This window comes from Veillonella sp. 3_1_44 (assembly GCF_000163715.1).
Taxonomy (GTDB): Bacteria; Bacillota; Negativicutes; order Veillonellales; family Veillonellaceae; genus Veillonella; species Veillonella parvula_A.
This window is the reverse complement of record NZ_GG770201.1, coordinates 389,442-412,208: the sequence shown is the minus strand read 5'-3', so window position 1 is coordinate 412,208 and position 22,767 is coordinate 389,442. Positions and strand designations below refer to the sequence as shown.

General features: G+C 39.4%; 31 protein-coding genes. 1 reads left to right on the top strand and 30 read right to left on the bottom strand.

Translation table 11 applies throughout. The annotated features are described in order from the left end of the window. From HMPREF0873_RS10015 to HMPREF0873_RS08460, 24 genes are all read right to left on the bottom strand, one after another. Nucleotides 1-888 (bottom strand): hypothetical protein (locus HMPREF0873_RS10015; protein WP_008715581.1); only part of this gene is annotated, 888 nt, incomplete at its 3' end. Between the two features lie 9 nt (nucleotides 889-897). Next, entirely contained in the window at nucleotides 898-1,557 is a 660-nt protein-coding gene (locus HMPREF0873_RS08570; RefSeq protein WP_008715580.1) for a phage tail protein I, read from the bottom strand. Beyond that, the gene (locus HMPREF0873_RS08565; RefSeq protein WP_008715579.1) at nucleotides 1,554-2,675 is read right to left on the bottom strand and encodes a baseplate J/gp47 family protein; all 1,122 of its coding nucleotides are present in this window, start codon (nucleotides 2,673-2,675) and stop codon (nucleotides 1,554-1,556) included. Before HMPREF0873_RS08565 ends, HMPREF0873_RS08570 begins: the two co-directional genes overlap by 4 nt. Beyond that, nucleotides 2,672-2,983 (bottom strand): GPW/gp25 family protein, encoded by a 312-nt coding sequence (locus tag HMPREF0873_RS08560; RefSeq protein WP_008715577.1) that lies wholly within the window; start codon nucleotides 2,981-2,983, stop codon nucleotides 2,672-2,674. The genes HMPREF0873_RS08565 and HMPREF0873_RS08560 overlap by 4 nt, the downstream gene beginning before the upstream one ends. A gap of 2 nt (nucleotides 2,984-2,985) precedes the next feature. Next, entirely contained in the window at nucleotides 2,986-3,462 is a 477-nt protein-coding gene (locus HMPREF0873_RS08555; RefSeq protein WP_008715574.1) for a phage tail protein, read from the bottom strand. A 9-nt stretch (nucleotides 3,463-3,471) separates the two neighbouring features. Beyond that, entirely contained in the window at nucleotides 3,472-3,939 is a 468-nt protein-coding gene (locus HMPREF0873_RS08550; RefSeq protein ID WP_008715572.1) for a phage baseplate assembly protein, read from the bottom strand. Beyond that, nucleotides 3,929-5,089, bottom strand: coding sequence for a phage late control D family protein (locus HMPREF0873_RS08545; protein WP_008715570.1), 1,161 nt, complete (start codon nucleotides 5,087-5,089; stop codon nucleotides 3,929-3,931). Before HMPREF0873_RS08545 ends, HMPREF0873_RS08550 begins: the two co-directional genes overlap by 11 nt. A 3-nt stretch (nucleotides 5,090-5,092) precedes the next feature. Then, nucleotides 5,093-5,296 carry a tail protein X gene (locus tag HMPREF0873_RS08540; RefSeq protein ID WP_008715569.1) on the bottom strand — a complete coding sequence of 68 codons (204 nt, stop codon included), beginning with the start codon at nucleotides 5,294-5,296 and terminating at the stop codon, nucleotides 5,093-5,095. Then, on the bottom strand, nucleotides 5,289-7,625 hold the full coding sequence (locus tag HMPREF0873_RS08535) for a hypothetical protein (protein ID WP_008715567.1): 2,337 nt from the start codon (nucleotides 7,623-7,625) through the stop codon (nucleotides 5,289-5,291). Before HMPREF0873_RS08535 ends, HMPREF0873_RS08540 begins: the two co-directional genes overlap by 8 nt. Before the next feature lie 169 nt (nucleotides 7,626-7,794). Then, complete coding sequence (locus tag HMPREF0873_RS08530; protein WP_008715565.1) at nucleotides 7,795-8,082, bottom strand: hypothetical protein; 288 nt, start codon at nucleotides 8,080-8,082, stop codon at nucleotides 7,795-7,797. Between the two features lie 22 nt (nucleotides 8,083-8,104). Continuing rightward, a complete protein-coding gene (locus tag HMPREF0873_RS08525; protein ID WP_038125816.1) occupies nucleotides 8,105-8,638 on the bottom strand; it encodes a phage major tail tube protein in 534 nt (177 codons plus the stop codon). A gap of 16 nt (nucleotides 8,639-8,654) precedes the next feature. Continuing rightward, a complete protein-coding gene (locus HMPREF0873_RS08520) occupies nucleotides 8,655-10,094 on the bottom strand; it encodes a phage tail protein (RefSeq protein ID WP_008715560.1) in 1,440 nt (479 codons plus the stop codon). Continuing rightward, a complete protein-coding gene (locus HMPREF0873_RS08515) occupies nucleotides 10,095-10,322 on the bottom strand; it encodes a hypothetical protein (RefSeq protein WP_008715557.1) in 228 nt (75 codons plus the stop codon). Between the two features lie 9 nt (nucleotides 10,323-10,331). After that, nucleotides 10,332-10,811 (bottom strand): hypothetical protein, encoded by a 480-nt coding sequence (locus HMPREF0873_RS08510; protein WP_008715556.1) that lies wholly within the window; start codon nucleotides 10,809-10,811, stop codon nucleotides 10,332-10,334. Next, a complete protein-coding gene (locus tag HMPREF0873_RS08505; protein ID WP_008715554.1) occupies nucleotides 10,811-11,344 on the bottom strand; it encodes a hypothetical protein in 534 nt (177 codons plus the stop codon). The genes HMPREF0873_RS08510 and HMPREF0873_RS08505 overlap by 1 nt, the downstream gene beginning before the upstream one ends. After that, nucleotides 11,332-11,685 carry a hypothetical protein gene (locus tag HMPREF0873_RS08500; protein ID WP_008715551.1) on the bottom strand — a complete coding sequence of 118 codons (354 nt, stop codon included), beginning with the start codon at nucleotides 11,683-11,685 and terminating at the stop codon, nucleotides 11,332-11,334. Before HMPREF0873_RS08500 ends, HMPREF0873_RS08505 begins: the two co-directional genes overlap by 13 nt. Then, on the bottom strand, nucleotides 11,685-11,921 hold the full coding sequence (locus HMPREF0873_RS08495; protein WP_008715550.1) for a hypothetical protein: 237 nt from the start codon (nucleotides 11,919-11,921) through the stop codon (nucleotides 11,685-11,687). The genes HMPREF0873_RS08500 and HMPREF0873_RS08495 overlap by 1 nt, the downstream gene beginning before the upstream one ends. A 14-nt stretch (nucleotides 11,922-11,935) precedes the next feature. Beyond that, nucleotides 11,936-12,985, bottom strand: a complete 1,050-nt coding sequence (locus HMPREF0873_RS08490) for a major capsid protein (protein WP_038125815.1) — start codon at nucleotides 12,983-12,985, stop codon at nucleotides 11,936-11,938. A gap of 13 nt (nucleotides 12,986-12,998) precedes the next feature. Further along, nucleotides 12,999-13,340 carry a head decoration protein gene (locus tag HMPREF0873_RS08485; protein WP_008715546.1) on the bottom strand — a complete coding sequence of 114 codons (342 nt, stop codon included), beginning with the start codon at nucleotides 13,338-13,340 and terminating at the stop codon, nucleotides 12,999-13,001. Further along, a complete protein-coding gene (locus HMPREF0873_RS08480; RefSeq protein WP_038125813.1) occupies nucleotides 13,340-14,422 on the bottom strand; it encodes a head maturation protease, ClpP-related in 1,083 nt (360 codons plus the stop codon). The genes HMPREF0873_RS08485 and HMPREF0873_RS08480 overlap by 1 nt, the downstream gene beginning before the upstream one ends. Then, nucleotides 14,415-16,022: a phage portal protein gene (locus HMPREF0873_RS08475; protein ID WP_008715541.1), complete on the bottom strand. Its 1,608-nt coding sequence runs from the start codon at nucleotides 16,020-16,022 to the stop codon at nucleotides 14,415-14,417. The genes HMPREF0873_RS08480 and HMPREF0873_RS08475 overlap by 8 nt, the downstream gene beginning before the upstream one ends. A 9-nt stretch (nucleotides 16,023-16,031) precedes the next feature. Then, nucleotides 16,032-16,277, bottom strand: coding sequence for a DUF6148 family protein (locus tag HMPREF0873_RS08470; protein ID WP_008715540.1), 246 nt, complete (start codon nucleotides 16,275-16,277; stop codon nucleotides 16,032-16,034). Between the two features lie 8 nt (nucleotides 16,278-16,285). Then, nucleotides 16,286-18,190, bottom strand: a complete 1,905-nt coding sequence (locus HMPREF0873_RS08465) for a phage terminase large subunit family protein (RefSeq protein WP_008715538.1) — start codon at nucleotides 18,188-18,190, stop codon at nucleotides 16,286-16,288. Nucleotides 18,191-18,223: 33 nt separating this feature from the next. Continuing rightward, nucleotides 18,224-18,754 carry a hypothetical protein gene (locus HMPREF0873_RS08460; protein WP_008715536.1) on the bottom strand — a complete coding sequence of 177 codons (531 nt, stop codon included), beginning with the start codon at nucleotides 18,752-18,754 and terminating at the stop codon, nucleotides 18,224-18,226. 837 nt (nucleotides 18,755-19,591) lie between these two features. Between HMPREF0873_RS08460 and HMPREF0873_RS10115 the strand changes: the two genes are divergently transcribed. Next, nucleotides 19,592-19,723, top strand: a complete 132-nt coding sequence (locus HMPREF0873_RS10115) for a hypothetical protein (protein WP_008715535.1) — start codon at nucleotides 19,592-19,594, stop codon at nucleotides 19,721-19,723. A gap of 210 nt (nucleotides 19,724-19,933) precedes the next feature. Here the strand turns inward: HMPREF0873_RS10115 and HMPREF0873_RS08455 are convergent, their stop codons facing one another. From HMPREF0873_RS08455 to HMPREF0873_RS08430, 6 genes are all read right to left on the bottom strand, one after another. Beyond that, nucleotides 19,934-20,464, bottom strand: a complete 531-nt coding sequence (locus HMPREF0873_RS08455; protein ID WP_008715533.1) for a hypothetical protein — start codon at nucleotides 20,462-20,464, stop codon at nucleotides 19,934-19,936. Nucleotides 20,465-20,566: 102 nt separating this feature from the next. Next, nucleotides 20,567-20,806 carry a hypothetical protein gene (locus HMPREF0873_RS08450; RefSeq protein ID WP_008715532.1) on the bottom strand — a complete coding sequence of 80 codons (240 nt, stop codon included), beginning with the start codon at nucleotides 20,804-20,806 and terminating at the stop codon, nucleotides 20,567-20,569. Nucleotides 20,807-20,817: 11 nt separating this feature from the next. Then, complete coding sequence (locus HMPREF0873_RS08445; RefSeq protein WP_038125811.1) at nucleotides 20,818-21,192, bottom strand: hypothetical protein; 375 nt, start codon at nucleotides 21,190-21,192, stop codon at nucleotides 20,818-20,820. A gap of 28 nt (nucleotides 21,193-21,220) precedes the next feature. Further along, entirely contained in the window at nucleotides 21,221-21,769 is a 549-nt protein-coding gene (locus tag HMPREF0873_RS10095) for a DUF6275 family protein (RefSeq protein ID WP_232192023.1), read from the bottom strand. Nucleotides 21,770-21,787: 18 nt separating this feature from the next. After that, nucleotides 21,788-22,186, bottom strand: a complete 399-nt coding sequence (locus HMPREF0873_RS09825) for a prophage Lp2 protein 24 (RefSeq protein WP_008715526.1) — start codon at nucleotides 22,184-22,186, stop codon at nucleotides 21,788-21,790. Beyond that, a complete protein-coding gene (locus HMPREF0873_RS08430) occupies nucleotides 22,183-22,710 on the bottom strand; it encodes an ATP-binding protein (protein WP_156778344.1) in 528 nt (175 codons plus the stop codon). The genes HMPREF0873_RS09825 and HMPREF0873_RS08430 overlap by 4 nt, the downstream gene beginning before the upstream one ends. Nucleotides 22,711-22,767: the final 57 nt, after the last annotated feature.

Here is a 22,767-nt window from a genome sequence, read left to right as displayed (position 1 = left end):
CCAACCAAAACTACCTGTGTCCACTCTGTTGGTTAAGAATCGGATGATGTTTCTATTAGCTTGAGAAAACCCACTGTTCCAAGTAATAAAACATTCTGATCCAGAAGTAGCAACACTAACAGAGTCATCGGTGGCTAAGGCAATTAGTACAGTGCTGCTAATCGGCAGCGAAATATCTTTATAGTATTTATTGGAATCAAACCAAGTTAATCCCCACTGGATAGTGAAACCATTGGCGAACTTTACGAAACCAGCATTAGCATCGAGTTTAGATGCCACGATAGCCCCTTGCCCGATAAGATTTTTTATATCCTTCAATGTAGCAACTGGATTTTCTTGCCAGTTAGTTGCACCTAGGATTTTGGCAATCATAGCTGTAATCGCTGGATGAGATGAAATATCTGTGTTATGTTGTTTAACTGCTTCTGTTAACTGCTCACGTGTTACCAACGCACCCATATTAACAGTTAGCGATACATTTCCTGTATTACTAAATACCATTCCGATGGTTAATTCTTGAGATACAACTACCGAGCCACTTTCTGCCGGCATTCTGTCCGGTTCAGGGTCCGTAAGGTATGCATACAATATTTCGCCTTTATCAGGATCTTGTGCAAATAACCCAATTTCTGACATTCGGAAAGCTTCATGTATACCAGTATTAGTTATAACTGTATCAACACTTACAATTTTACCTTCTAGCTTAACTACAAAATTAGTAGTTTCCCACTTAGAGGAGATTACATCAGTTAATGCCAATGGATTCGTTGAATTAACACCACTGCCTACTTTGATTTTAGTGAATGTCAGATTAGTTTTGCCTGCATTCACCTTCGCTTGCAAATTCGCGCCAACATCAGTCATGGTTGCATTTGACCATTCTGCCATATATTCCTCCTATCTAACGCTATTATCTAGCACTACATTAATCTTAGTTTTCTTCGATTCAACAGTATAAGACGTTACATGGGTATTTAAATTAATGCGCCATACATTCGTGAAATCACACTTAATATTCACTTTCTTAGATACCCCACACCAACCGGCGAAATATTTATTAAAATTAATTCGTCGAATAAACTCAATACCATCTAGCCAGGACCGTACATTTTTAGCTGTATTAATTGCTCGTACTAGCTTAGCTATATCTGCTTCGCCGTTTAATGGAGCCGTAATTAGCGTAATCTTAAAATAGTAAGGCCTACCATCATACTCGAACCATTCTGCAATTTTCGAGTCAGAATATACTGTCTGTACAGCCCTCTCAACTGCGTAAGGTGTTCCCTTATGGCGGTGAATATCAATTGAATTCTTCACCAATTCACGCTTAGTTTCTATTGGTAATCCGCTATCATAATCATCAACATGAAGTTGATACGCTAAATGATCAATGACACTCTCTGGTTCACTATCAATAGATGACCACAATAACAGCGTATTCGTATTCATGAATTCGGCTAGTGTATCATCCCACGTTTTCGCTATGGCCTTGATTGGCTCTTTATCGATTGAGGAAGGAAGATGTTCTGCACTTGTATACTTACTATCACGTATCATTCTTCCTCACTTCCTGCGAACACTACGGCGATTGTATTGGCCACTGCCACACCGCTTTGTTCTGCAATCGGAGTAAATACAGGAGCAGTCACTTCAACGCGTTTAATTCCAGATACATCCATGAGCATTTGCACCAATCGGCTAGGTACTATATCACGGCCTAATTTAGATTTTTGCCAAATTACGTAGTCATTAACGGCTTTATCTGCCTTAGCTTTTACCACTGTTGCATCGGCGCCTTTTTCAATGTAGTACTTAGCATCGATGTTATATTGCGTAGTAGTAGGGGCTAATACAGTTAGCTTATCTGTTAACGGTCTACGTTTCTTATCGGATAAATAATCCGTAATAGTCTTAAGTAATTCTTGTCCTGGAATACCGCCACCAGATAGTAATGGATAGATATTAACTTCCCCAGGATGTGGAGAGGATACACCTACATCGGCCACAAGATGTGATGCTGATTTCGTGAAATACTCATATGCACCTTCAGGGCCAGCAACAGAAAATGATTCAGGCGCCTCATGAATACGTTCACGATAGGCTTCGTCATCCTCTTTATCGGAACCACCTTCTGATAATGTGGTGTTACTCATCGTATCCACGTACGCTATAGGGTCAATAATTGTACTTATTTCACCTGGTTTAAACCCATTACCTTGTGCGCCTGTACGTTGTGCTTCTGCTTTTACGGATCCATTAAGTTGTCCTGGTAAAATTACCAAATCCTCAACAGTAGCAAAATATTCGCCACCTTCTGTAGCAATTCTTGTACCTTTTGGAATAATAACAGAGTTCGTACGCACTGCTGACAATATAGCTTTGATAGTCGTAGTTGCTTTTGTTGCCTGTAGTCGCTCAACGGCAGCAGGAACCGCCCCAACGTGGTCTAAGTTATCACCTTCTGCATAGGCTAATAGATTTTGTTTAGCTGCATAATTGGCATCATTCAATAATCGGATAATAATTTCCGAAATTACATTTAAAAATAAAGTAACAGGGTCTCCCTCTCCCAAGGTTCGCCCTGTTATTGTTGTGTAAATATCAAATACCTTTTGTTGAACATGTTCTTTATCGGTGTTAAAGAATTCAACATTAGGTAAATCAGATAATCTCATACAGTCACCATCACTTTCGGAATCAACGCCCCATTTTGTGTGGCGGCAAATGATATATCACTAATTTTGGCACGTGGTTCGTACCTTTTAATTTGCTGGAATATGTCATTAGATAGATGCGCTTGTGCTTGATGGATAGGCATATCAATAATACGACCATCAATACCAAACTCCCTATCTAGTGGCACACTACCTCGAACAGTAGAAATAATCGTTTGCACATTCTGCAAAATCTCAGCGACTTCACTTTCAGGTGCTAGCGATATTCTATTGTCCGTAGTTGGTTTAATTTCATACGTTGCCGACATAGCTAGAACCTCCGTAATATCGTATTAACTTGGTTAAATTTATTACCATATTTGTTTAGAAGGGATTTTTCTTCTACGGTGTTCTTGTCCGGATATTCTTCAAGAGTTAAAGAAACCTCAATAGATTGTGTCTTACCATAGGCATCCGTAAATAAACTATCCTCACTCATAGACATGATAACGAAGTAGTTTTGACTAACAGGCTTACCACCGATAATAAACGGCAATACAGCCCCTGTATCACGATACTTTCTCAACTTTTTAACCGTACTATCGGGTGATTGTCCAAGTGATGCAGAAATAAGAATCTTACATGTAATTTGCTCCACGTCCGGGCCACTAAATTGTTTAACGGGCTTTTCTAACATTAGATTGTGCTTCTCCCATCTAGCACTACCCGAACGCGTAACATCTGATACAGTAAGAACATTATCTAATGCGGTATAAAAGACTATATCCGCTAAATAACCGATATACATCCATACCTCCTATTCTGGTCCTGATGTTGTAGAACCACCAGATACTACACCACCATGCACATGATGAACTAAGGAAATACCATTTACCACTACATCCCCATTACTTGAATTAATGGATAACGTACCTCCAACATTAAGAGTCATATCTCCAGGAACAGTGAGTACTCGTTTACCATTATCCGCGCCTTCTGGCGTCGGATCCGCAGTACTGAAGAATGTACCAATAATAAATCCATCAGAAAAGCCACGACCAGACCTATTTGGTAGCATAACGCACAATACCTGGTCATCGATAACTGGCATCCAATAATCTTTATCGTGTGCTGCACCTCTATTAATCACAGATAATGGAGCCGTAACAACACCTTCTCTGTCTAAACGTGTAACAACGGCTTTACCTTCTTCAGGAATTGTACTTGAAACATTCCCAATAAATATCATATCCGCTAATACAGATAATATAGAATCAGTAGCCATTTAAACACCTCCTTACATCAATCGACGTTGAATAATTGGCCCCTAGTGTATGTGTTGCTTTAGTAATTAAATAATTACCATCGAATACACCAAATCCTTCAAGCTTAACTGTAACAGATGCCATAATAAGAGGATTACCAGGGAAACTGAATGACATGGTATCAGCTTCTTTATTAGCTTCTCTAAGTTTCTTCTTAGCAAGTCTAGTCGCTTCAGCCTTGTCTTTTACTTGCTCATTAACCTCTAATACAGCAAGGTACGTATGTCCCTTACGGTCAGGATCTTCAAATGTATCCTCGATAACAGATTTCTTATCCTTATCTGTATATTTCACATGGCACGCTCTATATACCTCACGAGTTTTACTTTTGTATGAATAAGACAATGCCCTAGTAATAATCAAAGGTGGTTGTTCCCCTTCTTTAGTTTGTACAGGTTGATATTGGCCACCTGGCCTACGAATTATAACTTTAGGCTTTACATTTTCGTACTTATAATCGTCAAATATAATCAACTGCTCAGTGGACACCTTAAGAGAGAACCCCGCATCATTGCATAGCTTCTGCAAGAATGCGAGGTCTGATTCAGCACTTTGAGATGCATCTTTCAACGGCGGGTCAAAGTCCGCATCCCATACTAGCTTTAACTTATTATCTTTTGCTTTCTCAGTAGCAATCGCTTTGAGCGTTGTATCTTTCCACGATTTGTCTTTCTTTTTCTCCCGTAAGTCAGTACTACCGATAATAGCGACACCTTTGATTTTGACTACATCAGGAAGGCTACTTCCTTCGAATTCATCAATTTCAAATTTGCCGATTGGTAGCGTAAATTGTTCATCCCCTAATTTCTCCCATGCTACGGTATTAATAGCGACTTCTAGTAATGATCCTTTCACAGGATACCAATCACCAACCCATAGGCGGCCCCTATCTTCTAATGAAATAGCCACGTCATCTACAGTTCCTGAAAGGTTATCTGTAAAAGTTACATCAAGAAGGTACTTACTAATATCATCTGTAATGTCCTTTGACTCCTTACTCCCCCAATGTTGGTAACCAATTGTACACCATGCTCGCCGAGCTAGTTTCGTTTGTGGTGTTAAATCTTTCTTCCATTTTTGCACCTTGGCTAAACTCTTTTGTAAGCTCATGCACTATCGCCTCCATGGTGGTAAAAATTCTGGCAAGGAATCAGCAGGAACATCTGGGCATGTTAACACAACACCTGCGGAAAATATCGCCGTATTATGGTACTTTTGATTGGCTTCTAGCAATAAATTGATATATCGTTCGTTGCCATACACCTTATAGGCGATTAAATCCCACATATCCCCTTGTATTGTTGTATAACTAGTCATAACTTAATCTCCGTTGTCCGGCGGTATAACTGCGCATCATTTGTTCAAATTCACGCATTTTAGCATCCAATGCTGACATAATATCATCAGTTGAACTATTACTAGCATTAATGACAGGCGCGAATGTAATTTGTACAGGCGCTCCACTATTACTAGATGAGGGCGTCACAGGCACGCTAGGTGCTAATGATACAGTAGGTGCTACAGCAGTGTGTGCTCCGCTCACACCTAACATCCGTCCGGCCGTTTGCCATAAGTTCATAGCATTGGCACTACCATCAATAGGAACAATTACTTCAGGATATCCGGCTTCACCAATCAATGCAACTTCTGGCGATGTAATAACACCACCATTAGCATATGCATTACCGCCTGCAGCTTGAACACCTACTGTAAGGCCTCCACTAAATTGAGCCTTAATGCTATCCCATGCGCCTGAAATTGCATTAGATACAGCACTAGGAATTTGTTTAATCCAGTTCAATACAGCGTTATATGCATCACTTGCCCATTGTTCTGCAGCCGCTACAAATTCTGTTCCTGCATCAGCGCATGCACTAGGTAGGTTCATAATGAAACTAATAACATCGTTTACCAAACTACTAATCCATGATGTAGCCGTAGCATATGCTTCAGAGGCAAACGAGATAACCGCCGCTACGAATTCAGCACCTAATGTAATCATGTACGTAGGTAAATTAATTAAAAAATTATAAATCTCATCAACCATAGCCCCAAAAGTAGTAACGGCAAAGTTGTAGCATTTAGTAGCAAACGATACAACGGCAGATATAACTGCAGTACCAACTTGTACCATAATCGCAGGCAATCGTAAAATAATGCCTATAATAAATCCGACCGCCATACCAATATACGTTGGTAAGTTAAGCCATAAATTTACATAGGCTATTATTGCGCCCTTCAACGCATTGAATACGCTAAGGCCTAATGATAAGAACCCATTAATTACAGCCATAATACCTGATATAATGGCGCTCCAAGCAGAACTTAACGCTGAACATACGCTATCCCATATAGAACTTAGCCCGGAACATACGCTATCCCAAACAGATGTTAATGTAGCACAAATCGTATCCCAGTTAGTTACTAATAGATATATCGCTGCAATAATCGCCATAATAGCAATTACCCATGGGCCACCTATTAAAGCACTTGCCGCTTTGAAAGCACCCATTGCTGTTTCTACACCTTTAAATGCCGTAGTGATTGTGGTAATACCTGATGCCAGTTTTGTAGCCGTGCCATATAGTAATGCTAACTTTAATCCATTAGTTACTACAGCAGCAATAGCTTCCTTATTATCTCTCATGAACGTTACAACAGCTTGTAATACCGGTATCAGTGCCGGTAATATTTGCTGAGCGATTGGAATAAAGGCTTGTGCCAAGCCTAATGCAACCTGCGTAGCTTCCGCTTTCAGGATATTCATCTGTAGCCATATTTCATGAAGTGATTTAGGATCTATACCAACACCCTTTATTTGTGATGCGGCCGCTTGTGCATCTGCATAGTTCTCAAAAACTTTAGTAAGCTCCAGGCCTTTGGCGCCTAGCGTTTCAAGCATAAATTCTTGTCCTCGGCCTTGCGCTACCGCATTTTGGTAACCTTTAGCCATTGCGTCCAATTGTTGGTTCATAGGCAACAACTTGCCATTTGCATCAGTTAAAGATACACCAAATTGGCTGAGGTACCCCTGCAATGCTTCAGCATTTTTACCACCGCCCGCCAAAGTCTTATCCATTTTGGCAAAAGATTTGGCAGCTACTTCTACATCCACACCGCTTAAAGTCATAATCTTTTTAAATTGCGATGTTTCAGCAGTTGTCATATGTAATTTATTGGATAGTTGATAAAGTGCTTCACCGGCATTAACTACATTATCTATAATGGCACCAATACCAAAACCTCCAGCTGCGACCATAGCAAAACTTGCAAGCTTTCCTGTAATACCACTTACCGCAGCACTAGCTCCTTGCGCAGCTGATGCAGCACCTGCTAAAGGGCTTGCACCCCCCATTTTACTGATTGCGTTTTGATGTGCTGTCTGACTCGCAATATTAGACCGTAACTGGGCCTGTCTTTGTAGCATAGAATTTAGCTTTTGCTCAGCTGCAATTGCTGCGTTTCTATCACTAACATTACCAGTCTTTTGCGATATAGCTTGTAATTTCCTATACTGCGCCTGTTGATCCTTGATTGCATTAGATAATTTGTTGAGTTCCTGAGATGCTTTTGATACAGAGGAGGATAACCCGCCATCGAGCTTACCTTTAATGGCAATCGCCATTTCTAAGACTTTATTGGCCATTATTTTCTCCCTTTCATTGCTTTATTCTCACGCTCGATACCATCACTAATGAGCTGAACGTGGACTATGAACTCATCCACGTCTAGCTCCCGAATAAAGTAATCCATTGCCGTGCTTGTGTATTTACTACACGTAATCGCACACTCTGTAAAATACCTTTCTAGGTTAGTTATTTTTCGGAATTGAGCAAAAAATTCTGTACCTCTAAGCACACTCTAGTAAAATCAGCAGCCGGAAGACTATAAATATCATCCACTTTACAACCGCATGCAGCAGCTGCTACATGTGCTTGATACGTCATGGATAATGCTGGAACTGTGATAGTTCTATCTTCATTCTTTGCAGACTTCTCACATTTAATTAATGTATAACCGCTGATTCCTTCAAATTGTAAGGAATTACCTGCTTTTACTAATTCAATACCAGTTGTTTCGTTCATAGTGTTATGTTTACTCATTAGTGATCGTCCTTTCTACAGACTAAATACCGAGTGCAGCACGAACATCACCAAGGAAATCCGTACCATCAGAAATAGAATCCTTATATGCGTATTTATCGATTTCACGAACTACCTTACCATCTTGTTCAAGTTTCAAGTATGTTGTTTCAATTGTATTCGTTGCATCAATAGTATTGCCAGATTCATATGTGCCATTTTCTTTAGATTTAGCACGGCCACGAATAACGGCACGTGTAGGCACGATTACATATTTATCTTTACCGCTATCCCAACATTGGATAGCACCACGTACTTCTAAACGTACGCCACGTCCGCCTGTAAGACGGTGTGTAGTTTCTGTTGGAGTGTTCCATGTAAGTTTAGTTTCCATAGAGGAGTAGTGACCAATAACTGGCGCTTCTACTTCACCTGCAATACCCACACCTTTTACAGTTTGAGTCATTACAGATTCACTAGGTAATTCCACTTTGGCAACACCTAAACAGTTGTCAGAACCTTCTTCATATACACGGAAGTCATTAAGCACTTCCGGCACTTGATTGATAGATGCCATAATTAATTACCCCTTTCTATACTGTTTGAAATAGCGTTTTGAAATAGGAAACATCGTATTCAGAAATACTTTCAATTTCTTGCGCAGGAATTGGAGGCGTACGATATTTATGGAAGCGAATAATGCCATTCAACAAATCTGTTGTAGGATTTTCTGCTTCTTTAAACTCAATACGACCACCCAAGATAAAGCCACGCGAAGTAAGACCGTTAAGACGGATTGTTTCACTATCAAGAATTGTCTTGATGTTACGTGGCAAGATAGGCATATCTACTTTTTGCCAATAAGTAAGGATAAATGTTTGGTCATCCCAATCATTGAACCGTCGTACACAAATAAATGTATCCTTAACATCAGTTGTGCCAGGATATGCACCTGTGTAGTTACCCCAAGATACCCAACCATTGATATTAACAGCTGTCATAATCCCTTGAGAGTTCAATAAGTTAGCTTGGGAATGTGTAAGCATTACTTCCTTGCCATTAGCTAGGCACAAGCCTGTGATGTTCATGGATTTATTGGAAGGGGATAGCGTAGGTATATCACTATTAGATGCATCGCATTTACCAATAATGCCCATAATATGCGTAGACATATGGAACATGTAGTCACCATTGCGAACCATTGGCCAACATACAACTTCAGATTCACCTGTATAACTGTTACCTTTCTTCCATTCGTAGGCATCTGTATATTTAACAACTTGTGTAGTATCGATATCAACTAAAGTAGTCGCACCAAACAAATTATTGATAACACGAGATTTTGCTTTCATTACGGAAGCCACTGTAGGATTTTGAGAGAATCCAGGCGCAGCAATAAGACCGGGTACAATACCAAAATGATGATAAATTGTATCAATCAATTCAAATCCTGTTGCCTTTTCGTTACTATCCACACCACCGATTACATTTTTATAATCGAAGTTTTCTACATCAAGTTCATCATAAGTAAGGTTTAAGGTAGTAGCTGTATCAAACTTTCCACCTTTGATAACAGAGATAACCAATTGATTTTTGTCATCAAATGCTGCCGTGTAATCTGTGTTGGCCACACCTGTTTGACCACCACTAGATACTTGCAAGGTATTGAGCAATACTGCTGCTTTTACTACACATTTCTTTTCTGCCAATGTAGCAGTTGTTGTAGTGGATTTCTTATGCTTAGCAGGATCCAATACATTAACAAATACGATTGGAGCTACACCATATAATTTGAATTGTGCGTACATCGCTTCACATAATGTGAAATGTGCCCAATCTTCAGAGTAGCCAAGTTGTTGAACAGCTTCTTCCCAGCTGTAGCAAATAATTGGCTTGTTGACTACCGCATTAGGGTCTTCTGTAAGGTGTACAGGTGCTGTACCGAACACAATTGGAAGGCCGGCAGTAGTTTGGACAGGAGCAATTACAGAGGTAGCTTGCTCACTTGTTTTGACGCCATGATAAAAGGCCATTTACTTCACTCCTTTATAATTCTTCAATGCGTTTACATAGAATACATTTAACTGTGTACCTTGTGTTCTTACATCAAGCATTGCTTGGTTAAGTTCATCTAAAGGCACAAATAAATGCATAAAAATAGGGTCTTCCGCTTCCGGCAGTGGTGCACCGTCGCTAAATATCATGAATTGATTTAGCCGGCTACTGCGGAACGAAGGCCCGACATATACAACAGGGTTCATCGTTGTCTCCTATTCAATTGCTTTGTTATACGCGAATATCTCATTTAAGTTTCTACGAATAACTGGAATATATACTTCAAATTCAAGATACCCAACCCATTGAGGGTATGGTTGATCATCAGGAATTGTTGTATTAACAATATTATCCTTAATCTCATATTTAAGTGCTACAGGATTGTCAGACAGTAACCGTTCCCGGACTACCTCTAATAAGTGATACAGTCCAATATGTCCTTCAGTTAAGGCTTCATCATAAGTAGTGACTAATACAGTAATACCTACAGTTGAACTATCCGCATCACTAACAGAGTACGGATGCACTACTACAGCAGGGCATAACTTACGCTTGTCTTCATTCTTATCCACTCTTGGTAAGAACCCGCTCCATACTCGAATAGAGCTCGCGGTAACATCACTGGTTTCATTTAGATTGCGTAACTCATCCATGAGATATGCAGCAATACCGTCTGATACGTCTAATGGTGTCATTAGTTACCTCCTAACGCACGCTCTAATTCGTGATATAAGCGCTTCTCATACATATCCATGCCTTCCTTTTGCATGGCGTTCATTACAGTTTCATTACCAAACATTTGCGGTAAAGCTGGTCCATATATCCCCTTTAATGGGTATCGGTCCTTGCCTTGGCGTTTCATAAAGATACCGGATGTACTAACAAAGCCATTTGGTACCTTCGTTTCTGTACCTTTTTTGATTGATACAAACACACCTTTACGTTTAAGTGATTTAATTTTGAAGTACTTTTGAGCGCTAGTATAACCACCTTTGATACGCATTTCTGTGCCATCATTCAATTTATTGATAGATACACCGGACTTTACAACCGATACACCTTTGATGGCATAGATATTACGTAGTGCTTGCGTACCTGCTTTTCTTGCAGTTGTCGCTGCACGCTTTGAGGCAGCTTGACAGACACGTCGAACTCTATCTTCATTCAATGTTTCCAGTGCTTTTTCAATTGTTGCTACTGCATTTTTATCAAGTTCTAGCTCAACCATCCATCAACACCGCCTCTAGCTTCTGCTCTAAGTTCGATAGACACTAATCCATCTTCTTCCGTTGCACTTTGAACGATGTACACATCACCATCTAATCGGAATACGTTCCCCTGTGATGGAATTTCAGGGATGTCCTTTAATTTGCAATACACAAATACAGACACCCCATGTAATCCGTCATTTGATACGTGAGAGCCATTAGATAGGAACGACTCCCTCGCCGTTGGCGATTGAATAACTGCTTTAGCTACTGTGCCATTTAGATTATGCCCTTCGGCGAATTCGTCTTCATTAAGGAATACATCATCAATATCGCTCTCTAGGTAATCTCTAAATCGCATTATTTTTTCACCGTAACTTCCGCATCAACTTCAGGTAATTCCATTTCTTCTTCTGGTTCATCTGGAATAACTTCCAATGGTTCTGGTACTTCGACAGGATCATCTTCAGCAGATTCAAACTTTTCAGATTCCAGTAAGGACATAGCAATCGCTTTCTTTTTGATGTCGACTACTTCGCCCTTTCCATACATCTCGCCTTCATGTGCTAAATAACCCTTTAATACTCTGATTTTCATAAGTAGGTTACCCCCTATTTAGTTTTAATAATTGCCCAATCGTCGATAGTTTCAGGAATCAATACGCAACGAGAATATACAGACAATGTTAATTCTTGTGTAGCCTTATTAGCATAGTAGTAAGGTACATAAATACCTGCATACGTTGTAAATTGATTGTCATCATTAAGCAATGTTACCGCAGCGTGTTGTTGACGGCCACGACCAGGAACACCTAATACTGCAGCATCGTCACCAATAAAGGATTTTACTTTACCTTCATCGTCTTGATATGTTTCAAGATATGCATACACATCGATATTCAAGGACATAATACGGCCAACATATCGAACTTGTGGAGAAAGGTATTCTGGTGCGAAACTAAACATTGTCATGTTTTCACGATTAGGAATCGCTAACATTTTATTGATAGATGCGTTATCAAGAATGTATTTTTCAACATTTTTACCAACGACTAATACAGTTGGCACAATACCAGCGTTTTCTTGAATTTTTTCGGATGCCATTTTTAAATCGCCATAAATATCAGCGCCGGCTTGGTCCCATGTAGTAGTAGGTGTGATGTCTTGTTCAAATTCAAAGTCGATTTCATCAACTTGAACTGTTTCGCCATCATCTGCATAGCCTTCGATTTTACATTTACCAGTTGTAAGCAAATCTGCTGCCATTTTGTTTTTACGATTGATGATTGTGCCTTGCAAATAAGACAAGTCTTCAGCTTGCATTTGTGCCGAACGTTGTGCAGGTGTCATTGTAGATACAATATTTTCGGCAAATGCACGTTGGTCAAGTTGTTCTGGATCAATAACTGTACGAGGGCCCATCATAGGTGCTTCATATAAAGCAATTTTAGAGCCAGCACGTTTAACATTCACACCAGATGCACCACGAGATACAAAAGGTGCCAATGTACGACCACGTTTACGAGTTTCTACTGCGATTTTTTTAGAAGTTGCTACTGCTGGAATTTGTGGGAAGAAAGTATCAAGCAAAAAACTTGCCGGTGCTTTCATTCGTTCCACAGCTTGCATTAAGGAAAATGTATCTTTAAAATCAATTGCCATTATATAGTTCCCCCTATTTAATGCTAGTTAAGAATAAGTGAGCGTCTTTAAAATCCGCTTCATGATCATTAATTTTGTAAGATTGGTCAACTACCAATACTTCACGATTAAAGCGACCGGAGATGTATACAGTTAATACATTATGGTCAGTAGTTGCAGTAGTATCAGATACTACGATACCTGCAGGTTTACCAGTTGTTGTAATTTTTTGGAATGTACCAGCATTGTTTTCAAGAACTTGGCCACGTTTATAATCGCCGACTGCTACTTTTACATTTTGAGTTAATACCGGTACACCGCCACCACCTAATAGGTAATCAGCTGCGACACCATTTACTTGTTCGAAATATGCCATTATTTACCGCCTTTCTTAGCATTCGCAAATGCTACGACTTCATCAATTGCACTAGCTTTTGCTACTGCATCGTTGGTTTCTGGTGTGGATGCACCTTGAGGTGCTACTTGATCCGCACCGGATTCCATTTGGTCAATAACTAATTGTCGAATTTGGTCGACCACTTTGTTATCAGTTGAAGGAATATCAGATACGGCAGAGATGAAAGGTGTTACTTCATCTACAGTTTTACCTTCCTTAACCGCTACATCAACTAAACGATTGATGACTTCATTGTCACCTTTTAACGCATTTAACGCTTCAACACGTTCGCGTTCTGCTGTTACTGCTGCGTTTTCCGCAGGTTCATTTGTAGAAATACCGAGCAAACCTTTTAAGCTTGCCATGAATTGGTTTTCAGTCATAGGTTTCTCCTTACTTGTTAAAAATTGTTTGATTTTGGCTTCATTTTTGGCCGAATATTTGCAAGATACTTTATTTACAATAACCATTCCGTTATTCATAATTGCATTATCCATAATCGCCGTATCTACTTCATCAATTAGGCCGTAGGACTTCGCCTCGTCAGCTGTGAGCCACGTTTCATCATCCATAAGTGTTTTTACCTGTTCAGATGTCAAAACGTCACTACGGCTCAAATAAACGTTTGCAATTGTCTGTTTAACACTTGCTAAATAGTTTGCCATTTTAGTTAAGCCGTCCGCATCAAAGCTATCACCTAGATATACGGATGGATTGTGAATCATGTACAGAGCATTTCTTGGCATGATTACCTTATCAGCCGCACATGCAATGATTGTAGCTGCACTCGCGCATAAGCCATCAATGTGTGCTGTTACTTTTCCAGCATAGGCTTTGATCATATTGTGGATAGCTTGTGCCGCGAATACGTCACCACCTCCAGAGTTGATACGCATTGTTAAGTCATTGCCATTACAACTAGCCAAATCACTTGCAAATTCACGAGGTGTAATTTCATCACCCCACCAAGAGGTATCAGAAATATCACCATACAAAATCAATTCAGATTGACCGGTACCATCTTGATTTACAAAATTCTTAACAGACCAAAATTTATTCATCCTCTTCACCTCCTTTCGTTGTAGATTTAGAGCCAACGGAAGGATTTACCGCATCAGCTAGCCCCATGCCATATTTCTCCATAAGTTGTTTCTCAAATGCAAGTTGAGCAATGTTTTCTTCAAGGTCTGTTCCTGTCATTTCAGCAGCTTCACGTTCACGAGTGGAAACTCCATTTTCAACGCGAAGTGTACTACCATTCATATCCTTAACTGGGTCAAGGATGGACATAGTAGGCCCAAACCAATCAGCATTGCACCATGCTTTTCGAATCAATGGGTCATCAAAGAAACCCGGCGCTTCAATTCGTCCATTAGCTACTGCTTCCATTAACCATACCTCATAAATAGGTTGGCAAAAGTCACGAGCGAACCACTTGCGTCGTAGTTTATATTCTTCCCAAGCCTGCAACATTGCTGCACGGCTTGCAGAATACGAGGAGTTGAAGTTCTTCATCAATACTTCGTAAGGCTGGTTAAGTGCAGCACCTACTTGTTTGATGAGTTGAGTACTAAATACTTCAAAAGTAGACTGGGCATTGGAAGCATCCACGCTCTTTACATCCACACCTTTCGGTAAGGCATTTAATGTGCCAGGCCCTAAGTTGTACTCTGATACATCAACTACTGGTTCTGTTGGATCATCAACGCCATTATCGGCCAATATATCGTTTAATGATCCTGAGTTAGTAACAGCTTCAGTAAAGAATAATGCAAAATACGATTTAATAATTGCAGATGTAAGCTCTGCGTTTGTGTATCGATACACTTGCTTTAGCGTTTCAATAACTGGCGCTAAATAAGGTACCCCTCTATATTGCTCAGGTCTAGTATCGTTACTAATTTGTAGTACATTCGGAATACTAGTACGCTTTCCGTACGCTTCGACTCTTGCCCATGCAGTCAACAAGCTTGTAATTGGCTCACCAGGGACTTGATTGGATACCCAGTAGGCTACAATTGCGCCGTCAGTATCAATTTCCACACCATTCAATATGCGATTTCCGTTATCCGGATTAAGCGCTTCAACGCCAGTTGGGTCCCCTGTAACATATGTGGAACTGGTAAGTGGATTACTTACTCGATTCCCTTCAATTAACTGAAGTCGTAATGTATATGGCATATCTGGTGTACTTGGTTTACGTCTAAATACCGCAAAACTATCGCCATCTGTGAGATATCCTTGATATGATATGCTTTGCATATCATACAAATTGTTTTTTCTGTAAATATCACAGTCTTTTGATTCTGCCCATAAGTCGAACTCAGCTCGAACCTTGCGAGCCCATGCTCTAGCATCCTCTGCACTGATTCCTAAGATTTGAAATTTAGGTTTAGGGAATACATTAAGGCCTGCACCAACTGTATGAGTAGTGCTTGTATTAATTGCAGCTGTACCGACTGGCGTATTAATGGCTAAATCTGCGGATCTATCACGTAAAGTTGATAAATTCGCACCGATATCGGCCTTATAACCTAGTTTTTTAGGGTTATATCCCTTCAAAGATTTGTTATTATGAGAGGCCCCGCCCTCACTGTATCCGCTATTTTTAGCCCTTGGAGTGCTTATTTTAGCGCTAAATTTCTTGTTTTTTCTCGCCATTTTGCTCTCCTAATCTCTAAAAACTACCCGTTTTGACCTGTTTCCACGCCCATTATCAGTATCCATACCTGGTAATTTAGCGCCTCTTGCTACCAAATCATCAATCATTTTTCTTACTTCTGCTAAATTTGCCCTTGTAAGAGTCCGATTTCCGATAGTATAGCTTTGGCCAGTCAATATTGCTTCCTCAGCTTTGACGTACCACTCTAACCGTACGTCAATTAGCCTTGGCTTATTTGAATAACTAGTTGCCATACATCCTCCTAAATATCTGCTGCTTTACTAGCCCTGCGAATACGTTTCCGCATTTGTTTCTTTTTGGGAGTAGTCACTGTTGTAGTAGAATGTCCTCCACCTTTTACTACTTCCGCCAATCTATCCCAATCAGGATGGATTGAATTCATACACGCTAGGTTATATACACGTAAATCCAATGGTTCATTACGAACCCCTGCAGTAGGCTCCCATATTTCATGTATAACGCCCTTACGTTTTACTTTCTGCTTGTGTTCTGAGATAATTCCCTTGAAATATAGCTCGTCGTATCCTCTAGTGCCTAATAATTCTTCATCCAACGGAAAATGAAAGTACTTAGCACCAGGTTCTTCGATGGCCAATCTGTTCATTACCTGCTGTTTTCCATCATCAACACCCAGCATTACAAGTGGAATTTTGCTTCCAGAAGCTTTACCAATCTTATAATTTAAAGGTATGCCAGGTGTTCCAGCCGTACCTTTAATCGCGAATCGTTGCTTACTAAAGTTTTTCTCACAATATTCATACACTTTTGATGTGTAGTGACCGCCAGAATCGATGAAAGCACGTGCTACTTTAAGGCCTGTACCATTTTTAAAGTGATATATCTTATCAAGCACCGCATCAAGTGCATCCCATGTCGCATTATTATCAGGCTCTCCTAAGATTACGCCCTTACATATTCCCCAACACTCTTCACCATATCCCCAACCTGTAATTTCATACTCTAACCGATTATCTTGCGTATCGACGGCACAGGTTAGCAGTAATACACCATCTGGAAGATCTGCTCCATACTTCTCACGGCGTCTAATGAATTGTTGATAATCTTCGAAGGCACCTTGTTGTGCATATGATTCACCGAAGCGTGTATTCATAACTACCTTTTCACGAGTAGGGTCTCCTTTAGCCTCTAGCCATTCCCTCATGATGTCATTCCAAGTTAGCCATGGCGATGTAAATCCATTTACAAAAAAACTGCGTATGCCATTATGCAACGCAGCAGGGTTTTTTGATATATACTTTTGAGAAACTTTTCGCATTTCATCTTCTGAGAATGTAGACCCGCAGTCAGGGCACCGCCATTTTACATCGCTGACTATTACAATCTTCCGACCTTTAGCGTCCTTATGTTCTTCGGTTTCACATTCCATCTCGGTATGTCGTATCAAATGGTATTCTCCACAATTAGGGCACTCATGTTGCCATTCTTCTTGTGTTCCTGTTTGATACTCTACATCGATTCGTGAACTACCTTCATTCGTTGGTGTAGAAAATAAACCCATGACTCTGTTCCAGAACGTTGTCATACGTTTAGCAGCAAGGTCTACTGGGTCACCCTCTGTGCCAGCGCTATCTGGGAATCGGTCTACTTCGTCCGCAAGTAATACACGTACAGGGCGTGATGCCAACCCAGCCGGACTATTTGCACCACACATGATAAGACGTCCACCAGGAAAAAGTTTAGATAAAATTGTGTTCTTACCATCTCGTGTCTTAGTGCCGTCTTCTGATTTTGTTTCGTAAAATACTTGTGATAGTACTTTCGTATCACGAATCATCGGCGAGATACGAGACTTTGAATAATCTTGAGCCAATTCGATAGTAGGTTGAATCATCATGACCGCGCATGGATCAAGATGAGCGTATCGTCCTAGCACATTATTCATTATGTCCGACTTTCCCACCTGACTGGCACTCTTTACTACTACACGATTGATACCAGGTTGCGTAAAGGCATCCATAATATCCTTTTGGTAGGGTGCTCTACTTGTTTTCCATCGCCCCGGTTCAGCAGAAAGGCCTTGTGATAGCATGCGATAATCGTCAGCCCACTGGCTAACACTGGTTTTTGGTAATGGTTTCAACCCCATTTTAGACACATATTGCCATAATTCTTTTGCCGTTTTCATGCTATCACCTCCTTTTTTGTACTAAAAAAGCGCCTAATTTGGCGCTTTATCCTCGTCTAACTCATTGCTATCCATGAATAATGACGGCGTATATTCACTTAATTCTGATAATTTGTCCTCAATCTCTTGAGTTAACAGATTATAGGCCTCCTCTTTTGTTACATTTTGTAACTGCGGCGCCAATTTTGTTGGCAATCCTAACAATTGTGTACGTAAATTTACAAGCATTTCTGTCATGACCTGTTCTACAGTGTCTGCCGAGTATACTTCGCCGTTCATTTTGGCTAGTTTCAACTCAGCAATCTTACGTTTAGCACGTTCATTCTTGGCCTTTTCGACCTCGAATATCGCATCATCGGAACTGCTTACCTCTTCAGCAGAAGATTGGCCCTTGTATTTGACATAATTGATAACAGATTTGATAACCAAAATCTGATTTTTTTCATCCGTTGCTAAAACCCCTTCTTGGAGTAGTTGCGAAACACGTTGGCGCGAGAGTCCAAGTGCTTTTGCCAGGTTCGACTGCGAGGCCGTTGCTGTTTTCAAATCATCTGTAATTTTCACTTATCAATCAGCCTCCTTTCATTACCTGTATCACTAGCAAGGTCATAAAAAAATTAAAATCTAGGCAATTTTTGGGGTCTCGGCCACCGCATGCTTTTAATTTTTGCTAGAAGGACCCACAAAAAAATTGCTCAAAAATTTAACAAAACACTGTATAATTTAAATTTATTTTTTTTATTTTTACGACGAGACATACGGAGCTCATCTTCGTGACGGTGCCGTGCTACTTTAATACACTCTTATTCTGCTTATATTTACCGCATTCCTTATGTACCTTTGCAGTTTTTATTTTTACTAAAGAATGTGATGGCGCATACGATTTACACATATGATCAATATGAATGCCATTAGCTTTGCACCAACCCTTAACATTGTTTAAGCATCTTCGTTTCTCACAATACACATCAGTCAATCGTATTCACCTCGTTCCATTCTTCTTTTGCATAACTATATACGTTTTTATCATAGATAATATACTATATCTTGTTATTTTAATTTATAAAAACAATATCTTGTATGAAATATTTGTTCTACTTTATATTTTATAAAATAAATTTAAATTTTTCACAATTCTAACTATTGTTTTTTTACATTTAAGTGATATTATGTTGTTGAGATATTTAGACATATATAAGGATGCTCTGAGTTATTAGCTACAACTCATCTTTCTTAAAAACAAGTTAGCTTGTTCCGTCTATCGAAAAAGACCCCAAAAATTGGGGTCTTTTTCATTTTATATATTAATGCTAGTTTAATATATAATTTGCAGTTATAATGTAAATAGTGCGGGCCCGCCATAAATCTCTTCGGAGAAATTTATGAAAGGAGAGCAGGTATATGTCCAAAATATCTCAATCTGGGTCTAAACGCGGCACAAAGAAATTTGTTGCCTATGTAACAGACCCTAAGACAGGCAAGCGTCGTTATGCTCGTGACTACGGTAAACGCGCATTTGTTATTTACGTTTAGTATATAACTTGCCATTAAATTACATCCTGTTGCGATCGCACTACATTATAGGATTAGCTACCCTATAGCAAAAAGCCCCTGCTTCGGCAAGGGCTTTTTTTTGCTTTAGTGTTCTAGGTTTCACTGTGTCGTTGAGAGATAGAGTATTTGTTGTCCCATTAACTCACACTATCATTATAAATTGTCAAGAATGACATGTCTATGACAGTTTTATGACAATTTTGTGTTGAGCCCTATCACTCCCCAGAGAAGTACAGATAGTTCTTCTATTCCCCTTGCAACATACCTATGAATAGTACGCACATCGGGCTTTTCAGGAAATGATTCAGCAATTTCTTCTAATGTTTCGCCATCAATATAATAACGTCGCACGCATTCACAATACTTAAATTGTTTCTCGCTGCATTTCTCAGCATAGATGTCTAGCATGTTATTTACGTGACGCATCATTAGCGCCGTCTTCTCTTTACTTTTAACGATCGCATTTACCCTAACGATACTATTATCGTCGAACATATCCGCCAATAATTCATTGAGCCAAATATCCTCGGCTTGTGTCGAATCCGAGATAGCATTGTCTACATACGACTGTAGTTGACTGTAATGCTTTAATAACTTGATCGTGTTGTGTCGAAGTTTACGACCGAGTTGAGCATTTTCTTGTTTGGCTAATTCATAGTAAGTTTTAGTTGCCACCTCTGTGGCCAACTTAGTGATTTTCTCAATATCATATTCATTCAAATATATTTCCTCCTTTATCATTTATTTTGTGTTTTAGTCCGAATTTGTTTTTACCAGCTTCATAAGAAATAATTAATATCATCACTATTTACACTATATTGTTTACCCACAACAATTTTGCAAAATATATGAAACACTCATAATGCGAGAATAATTCTTTACAATAACCGGCATTTCTTCAATAAATTTAGAGAATTGCTCACTGGTTAGGTTTTGCATGAATTTTATTTGTTCTTCTTCAAATTCATTTTTTGCCTTTTGTGCCTCATTTATTGTTTTGTATGAGCCATAACACCATATATTATCGCTACCATTGCATTCTATTAATACTACAGTATACATTTATTACCACCTCACTCAAAAGGATTAATCGTTTTAAAAATCACAAAAGATGTGTTTTTATATCCGTTACGTTCTTCCCATTTCCTAAATACTGTTGTTAATTCTTTTTGAAGTTCATCTATATGTTCCTGTTTAACTTCTAGTAGATAATCTTCCGACCATTCCGCGATTTCATCGTCAAGATCACCATATACAATTTCTTCAATAACACGTTCTGCATCAACAGTTGGAATATAATAATATGGGTTTGCAACTCTAATTTTCGGCACTTCATCAGCTGGATAGGTTTTCGCAAATTCATTAACAGCATCTTCAATGCTTTTTTGGGGATACCCTACATTTTCACCAATACACCAGCACCATTCATTCTCATTTTTTACTAGCATTTTCACTACCTCTTAGAACGGAATATTTTCATTGGTTGTCTTTAATACACACGTTCATTTCTTTTCGATAGATATCAACATAAGTTTCATTTTTATCACCGTTGTGTGTGACTTCAATAAATTCGTCAAAATCTAGTCCTGCTACGATCGCCTTCCAGTTTTGTAAAGTTTTACAAAACCAAACAACAAACATTCCGTTTAGGTCTCCGTCAGCAGCAAGATAATCAAAGTCATCTACACCGTACAATGCTTTTTGTGCTGCTTCAATTGCTTTTTCTTGTAAAGTCGAGTTGTATCTCATTTTATGTTCTCCTTGTAACCTTTTTAGATTAGCCGCATGACGTTTTAGAGTTTCATTGGCCGTATATTGTTTTAATTCCTCACTAGCTGATAACCTTACAGGTGGTGGCGGCGGATTATTTGGTATCTCATACAATCTGCCTGGTGTCAGTCCTTGTATAGTCTGATAACTCTGCTTATCTGTGTATTTCTTAATAGTGCCTAGAATTTGTATAATCGTGTAGCATACTACTAATACAATAATTCCTAGCACTAACATCACCATAAAATGATCCATATTAATCGTCCTTTCTAGTTAAAGAAATATACCCATATTCTTAGTAATGTGTAAGATTACATAATCTTCATTATCCTGAATGATTTCATCAGCCATAGTTCCAATGAATTTTCTATTGTCGTTTTCTAATACCCCAGCCAACTGTAGCCCATCAAGAATAAACTTCTTAGCGAATGCTACATTGTCAGGATCATGTCTGGTTGATGAGTGCCATTCAAATAGTAGATCTACTTTCCCATTAACAGGTTGTATCTGCTGTGAAATGCATTGTTCTTTAACCTGCTCAGTGCATTTCTTTTTCATAGCAGCCGCCGCTATAGTAGAGCCACGCTCACAATCAATGTACTCATTTAATGTTGGGAACCGGTCATGAGATTTTTTTCGGAATCTAAACTGACATCGTAATAGAATTTTCATCGGTGAGACGCTCCATTGAATATAGCCACCGCATATTCACCACGTAGGCGGTCATATACTCTTTGACTATAATTCTTTTCAGTCCAAGCATCGCTATAATTCGTCGTAAGAATGATGGGTTTCATCCTGTTGTAGCGATCAATGATGATGCTTTCGACTTTAGACGGTACCCAATCAGATTTTGAGTACTCCGCCCCAAAGTCATCGAGCAATAGCAATGGAATATTCCGCAGTTTTTGCTCAAATCTTAGATAAGCTACATTGTCGCCTTTAGACAATGTAAGCATGGTATCTAATAAATTAGGCATAGAAATCATGAGGCACCCTTTGCCTAATGCCATAGCCTGTTTCAAGATACTCACTGCAATTGATGTTTTACCGGTGCCAGCGGGGCCCCTTAATATGAGCCCCTTGCCAGAATCAAGATTAGTTTTCAGATTATCAGAGTACTTTTTAACTACGTCGTAAGCTTCAGCGTTCTCTTTTGGAAAGCTACCGTGTTTACGTAACCAGTCAAAATCCATATCATAATACCGCTTAGGAATCCCAACTGCAGCATAGGTGGTGTTAACGTTAGTTTG